At 71.0% G+C, this 5,132-nt stretch carries 6 protein-coding genes; 5 read left to right on the top strand and 1 reads right to left on the bottom strand.

Annotated elements, in window-relative coordinates:
- Window positions 1-58: 58 nt before the first annotated feature.
- Window positions 59-994, top strand: a complete 936-nt coding sequence (locus ABZ749_RS29065) for a LysR family transcriptional regulator (RefSeq protein WP_357233379.1) — start codon at window positions 59-61, stop codon at window positions 992-994.
- Between the two features lie 97 nt (window positions 995-1,091).
- Window positions 1,092-1,943, top strand: coding sequence for an aldo/keto reductase (locus tag ABZ749_RS29060; protein WP_357233377.1), 852 nt, complete (start codon window positions 1,092-1,094; stop codon window positions 1,941-1,943).
- Window positions 1,944-1,970: 27 nt separating this feature from the next.
- On the opposite strand, the gene ABZ749_RS29055 is transcribed toward ABZ749_RS29060, so the two are convergent.
- Complete coding sequence (locus ABZ749_RS29055) at window positions 1,971-2,486, bottom strand: GNAT family N-acetyltransferase (RefSeq protein WP_357233375.1); 516 nt, start codon at window positions 2,484-2,486, stop codon at window positions 1,971-1,973.
- 134 nt (window positions 2,487-2,620) lie between these two features.
- Here ABZ749_RS29055 and ABZ749_RS29050 point away from each other — a divergent pair, with 134 nt between their 5' ends.
- Genes ABZ749_RS29050 through ABZ749_RS29040 form a run of 3 tightly spaced genes read left to right on the top strand, consistent with a single transcriptional unit; the run spans window position 2,621 to window position 5,070 of the window.
- On the top strand, window positions 2,621-3,175 hold the full coding sequence (locus ABZ749_RS29050; RefSeq protein WP_357233373.1) for an NAD(P)H-dependent oxidoreductase: 555 nt from the start codon (window positions 2,621-2,623) through the stop codon (window positions 3,173-3,175).
- A 27-nt stretch (window positions 3,176-3,202) separates the two neighbouring features.
- A complete protein-coding gene (locus ABZ749_RS29045; protein ID WP_357233371.1) occupies window positions 3,203-4,216 on the top strand; it encodes an ATP-binding cassette domain-containing protein in 1,014 nt (337 codons plus the stop codon).
- Complete coding sequence (locus tag ABZ749_RS29040) at window positions 4,213-5,070, top strand: ABC transporter permease (protein WP_357233369.1); 858 nt, start codon at window positions 4,213-4,215, stop codon at window positions 5,068-5,070. The genes ABZ749_RS29045 and ABZ749_RS29040 overlap by 4 nt, the downstream gene beginning before the upstream one ends.
- The last annotated feature ends 62 nt before the right edge of the window (window positions 5,071-5,132 follow it).

Here is a 5,132-nt window from a genome sequence, read left to right as displayed (position 1 = left end):
GGTTGTACAGCGTGGTGGTGTTCGTGCTGCTCGCCTCGCCCGGCACCTGCGGCACTTCGTGGTGGTCGCACACGAACTGCACTTCGGCCGGGCCGCTGAACAGCTCGGAATGGCCCAGCCACCGCTGAGCCAGTCGATCCAGCGGCTGGAACGGGAGCTGACCGTCGAGCTGTTCGACAGGTCCCGCCGCCAGGTGCGCCTCACCACCGCCGGTGAGCTGCTGCTCGGCGAGGCGGAGGAACTGCTCGCCGGCGAGGGTCGACTCCGCAGCCTGATGGGGCAGATCCGCGCCGGTGAGCTGGGCGTACTCCGGGCCGGGGTGCCGCCGGAGACGCCCGCCGTGACGTTGCGCTCGCTGCTGGACGGGCTCGCCACCCGGGCGCCCGGCCTGGACGTGGAGCTGCACGAGCTGACCACCGCCGAGCAGGTGCGGATGCTCACCGAGCGGACCCTGGACGTGGGGCTCGTCCACCACCCGGTGGCGGCGGACGGGCTGCGCTTCGGCGCCCCTGTCGACGTACCCCTGGGGGTGCTGCTGCCGCGCACCTCGCCGCTGGCCCGCGGCCGCGAGGTGACGCTCGCGTCGCTGGCCGGTCTTGATCTGGTGGCCGCTCCCCGCGCCACCGCCCCCGGCTGGCACGACCACCTGCTGGCGGTGTGCCGGCAGCACGGTTGGCGCCCGGCCCGGGTGCGCCCGGCCCGCAACCCGGAGTTCCTCTGCGGGCTGGTGCTGGCCGGCGGCGGGGTGGCAGTGGAACCGGCGGCTGTGGCCCGCCGGGAACCCCGGATGGCCTGGCGGCCGATCACCGACGCGCCGCTGGCCAAGCGCACCTCGGCGGCCTGGCCGAACCGGTCGGTGCACCCGGCGGCGGCGATGTTCGGCCAACTCGCCGCGGAGGTGCTGGCCGACGCCGAGCCCACAGTGCCCGCGCCGCCCGTGACGTCGGTGCCGGCGGCACGGCCGTGGCCGGTGCTGTTCGACACGACCGGGTGAACCGGTCCGCCGTTGCGTTCGTCACCTCCGCTTGGGCGGTGGATCGTCCAGCCGCCCGGGTATGGATGACAGGTAACGAAGACGCGAAGGAGCCGCAGTGGCAATCACGATTCCCGACATCAGCCTGAACGACGGCACCACCATTCCGCAGCTCGGCTTCGGGGTGTTCCAGATCGAGCCGAAGGACACCGCCTCGGCGGTGACCACCGCCCTCGAGGTGGGCTACCGGCACATCGACACCGCTGAGATGTACGGCAACGAGGCCGAGGTCGGCGAGGCGGTACGGAAGTCCGGCCTCGACCGGGGCTCGGTCTACGTGACCAGCAAGCTCAACAACGGCTTCCACCGCCCCGACGACGCCCGCCGGGCGTTCGACTCGACCCTCGCGGCGCTGAAGATGGACTACATCGACCTGTTCCTGATCCACTGGCCGTTGCCGACCCTGTACGACGGTGACTACGTCTCGACCTGGAAGGTGCTGGAGGAGTTCCAGCGCGACGGCCGGGCCCGCTCAATCGGCGTGTCGAACTTCCAGGTGTCGCACCTGGAGCGGCTGGCCGACGAGGCGAGCGTCGTGCCGGCGGTCAACCAGATCGAGGCGCACCCGTACTTCACCAACGACGAGGTCCGCGCCTACGGCCGTGCGCACAACATCCTCACCGAGGCGTGGTCGCCCATCGCCCAGGGCAAGGTCCTCGACGACCCGACGGTGGTCGACATCGCCGGGCAGCTCGACCGGTCCCCGGCGCAGGTGGTGCTCCGCTGGCACGTGCAGCGCGGCGACGTCATCTTCCCGAAGTCGACCACCCCGAAGCGGATCGAGGAGAACACCCGGATCTTCGACTTCGAGCTGGACGACGCGGCGATGGAGCGGATCACCGCGCTGGACAAGGGCGAGGCCGGCCGGCAGGGCCCGAACCCGGACACCTTCGCCTACCTACCCAACTGACCCGAACCGCCGGCCGCCCCGCCGACCTCAGCTCACTGTCGGTGGGGCGGTCAGGTCGAACTGCCAGTCGTTGACCCGCATCATCCGCCCCGGCGGGTATTCGAAACCCGTCTCGCCGAGCAGCGTGAAGCCGGCCTTGCGGCAGACCGCGTTCGAGGCGGGATTGTCGACCGAGGGGTAGGCGTGGGCGTAGTGCCGGTCCCGTCGGGCGCGGACCACGTCGAGGGCCGCGCGCACCGCGACCGTGGCCAGCCCCTGCCCCCGGTACGCGGGCAGCACCGCCCAGCCCAGCTCGTACACCGGCTGGTCGCGCCACTCGCGGGCCCAGTAGCCGACGCTGCCCGCCCGTGCCCCGTCCGGCAGCACCAGCGTGAACATGCAACCCTGCCCGGTGTCGGCGAAGTGCACGTACCGGTCATGGCGGGCGAGCACCTGCTCGTCGGTCTCCGGGCCACCGGTGTGCTCGCGGGTCTCCGGTGAGTTGAGCTGCCGCAGCAGGTCGAGGTCATCCTCGTGCCACGGCTCGATGCGTACCTGCGCCATTGCGCTCCCCCGTTCGTCGACCCCCAGTCAAGCCGATCCCACCGACATTTTCGCCCCCGAACCACGCCCGCTAGATCGGATCTAGCGGGCATCTGTCGTCACCTCGCGCCTTCACTGTGGAAGGGGGGTGGGCCATGGCACCGTTGCGGATCGCCGTGATCGTCGGCAGCACCCGGGAGGGGCGGGTCGGCGACCGGCTGGCGCACTGGTTCGTCGAGCAGGCCGCGCGGCACGACGACCTGACGGTGACGGTCGTTGACCTGACCGAGTACGACTTCCCGGCCACCTACCCCGCCGAGCCGACCGCGTCCATCCGGGCGTTCGTCAGCGAGGTGGGCCGGGCGGACGCGTTCGTCGTGGTCACCCCCGAGTACAACCACAGCTTCCCGGCACCCTTGAAACAAGCCATCGACTACGCGTACGACGAGTGGCAGGCCAAAGCGGTCGGCTTCGTGTCGTACGGCTGTCGGTCCACCGGCCTGCACGCGGTCGACCAGTTACGTACCGTCTTCACCGCACTGCACGCGATGACGGTGCGCGACGTCGTCGGGATCGACCTGCTGGCCGGCGAGCCGACCGCCCGGTGCACCGACGAGCTGCGACGCGACGTCGGCGTCCTGCTCGACCAGCTGCGCTGGTGGGGTCTGGCCCTGCGCGACGGCCGGGAAGCTCGACCCTACGTCTCCTGAACACGTCCGACACGAAAGGTAAGGATCATGAGTAGACGCACCACCGGTCCGGCCATCGAGGCAGAGGGGCTGACCCGCTCGTTCGGGGACACCCGGGCGCTGGCCGGCATCGACCTCCAGGTGCCCGCCGGCACCGTCTACGGTCTGCTCGGCCCGAACGGCGCGGGCAAGACCACGGCGGTCCGGGTGCTCGCCACCCTGCTGCGACCCGACGGCGGCTCGGCCCGGGTCTTCGGGCACGACGTGGTCACCGAGGCCGACAAGGTCCGTTCCCGGGTGAGCCTCACCGGCCAGTACGCCTCCGTCGACGAGGACCTGACGGGTACGGAGAACCTGGTGCTCCTGGCTCGCCTGCTCGGCCTGCGCAAGCCGGCCGCTCGGGAGCGCGCCGCGGCCCTGCTGGCCGCGTTCGGGCTGACCGAGGCGAGCGACCGCCAGGTGAAGAAGTACTCGGGCGGGATGCGGCGACGCATCGACATCGCCGCCAGCATCCTGAACACCCCGGATCTGCTCTTCCTCGACGAGCCGACGACCGGCCTCGACCCGCGCAGCCGCAACCAGGTGTGGGAGATCATCCGAGCGGTGGTGTCGCACGGCACGACGGTGCTGCTGACCACCCAGTACCTCGACGAGGCCGACCAGCTCGCCGGGCGGATCGCTGTCGTCGACAACGGCCGGGTGATCGCGGAGGGCACCCCGGGTGAGCTGAAGTCGTCGATCGGCTCCGGCACCGTCCACCTGCGACTGCGCGACCCCGCTCAGCGCCCCGAGGCGGAGCGGGTGCTCCGGGAGGCGCTCGACGTGCCGGTGCAGCTCGCCGCCGACCCGGTGGCGTTGACCGCCCGCGTCGGCGAGGCCGGCACCGACCTCGACGCCAGCTCCCAGGCCGCTCGCGTACTCGGCGACCTGGCCCGCGCCGGCATCGTGGTCGACAACTTCTCCCTCGGCCAGCCGAGCCTGGACGAGGTCTTCCTGGCCCTGACCGACCATCCCGCCGTGCCGACCGACGAGCGCGACGACGAGCTGGAGGCAGCCCGATGAGCGACACCACGACCACCACCACCGAGCGGGCGCCGACCGTCTACGTGCCGTCCGCCGAGGCGCTGGCCACTGTGCTCGCGCCCGGTTCCCGACCGCCCCGACCGAGCGCGCTGAGCGCGTCGCTCACCTTCGGCTGGCGGGCCATGCTGAAGATCAAGCACGTGCCCGAGCAGCTCTTCGACGTGACCGCGTTCCCGATCATCATGGTGCTGATGTTCACGTACCTGTTCGGTGGCGCCCTCGCCGGCAGCCCGCGTGACTACCTGCAGTTCTTCCTGCCCGGCATCATGGTGACCAGCGTCGTCATGATCACCATGTACACCGGCGTCGGCCTCAACACCGACATCGAGAAGGGCATCTTCGACAGGTTCCGGACGCTGCCCATCTGGCGTCCGGCCGCCCTGGTCGGCATGATCTTCGGCGACGTGCTGCGCTACATCCTCGCCGCCGTGGTGATCCTGAGTCTCGGGCTGGTGCTCGGGTTCCGCCCCGAGGGCGGGGTGGTCGGGGCTGTTACCGGGATCGGGCTGCTGGTGGTCTTCTCGTTCGCGTTCTCCTGGGTGTGGACGTTCTTCGGGCTGATCCTGCGCAGCGAGAAGTCGGTGATGGGGGTCAGCATGATGGTGCTGTTCCCGCTGACGTTCCTGAGCAACGTCTTCGTCGAGCCGAGCACCATGCCCGGTTGGCTCCAGGCGTTCGTGAAGGTCAACCCGGTGACGCAACTGGTGGCCGCGATCCGGGGAGCGATGAGCGGCGACTCGGACCCGTCGGCGACGATGTGGCTGCTGCTGTGGAGCGCCGGCTTCGTCCTGGTCTTCGGCACCCTGACCATGTACAAGTACAACCGCCGCTAACCCCCACCCCGCCCCGCCCCGCCCCGCCCCGCCCCGCCCCGCCCCGCCCCGCCCCGCCCCGC

Origin of the sequence: Micromonospora sp. NPDC047753, assembly GCF_040642735.1 — a bacterium.
Taxonomy (GTDB): Bacteria; Actinomycetota; Actinomycetes; order Mycobacteriales; family Micromonosporaceae; genus Micromonospora.
Note: the sequence above shows the minus strand (reverse complement) of the source record. Positions and strands in the feature narration are given on the sequence as shown.

Coding starts and splice junctions, on each gene's coding strand:
- ABZ749_RS29055 (WP_357233375.1), bottom strand. CDS start 2,486: ATGGCGCAGGTACGCATCGAGCCGTGGCACGAGGATGACCTCGACCTG.
- ABZ749_RS29050 (WP_357233373.1), top strand. CDS start 2,621: ATGGCACCGTTGCGGATCGCCGTGATCGTCGGCAGCACCCGGGAGGGG.
- ABZ749_RS29040 (WP_357233369.1), top strand. CDS start 4,213: ATGAGCGACACCACGACCACCACCACCGAGCGGGCGCCGACCGTCTAC.
- ABZ749_RS29045 (WP_357233371.1), top strand. CDS start 3,203: ATGAGTAGACGCACCACCGGTCCGGCCATCGAGGCAGAGGGGCTGACC.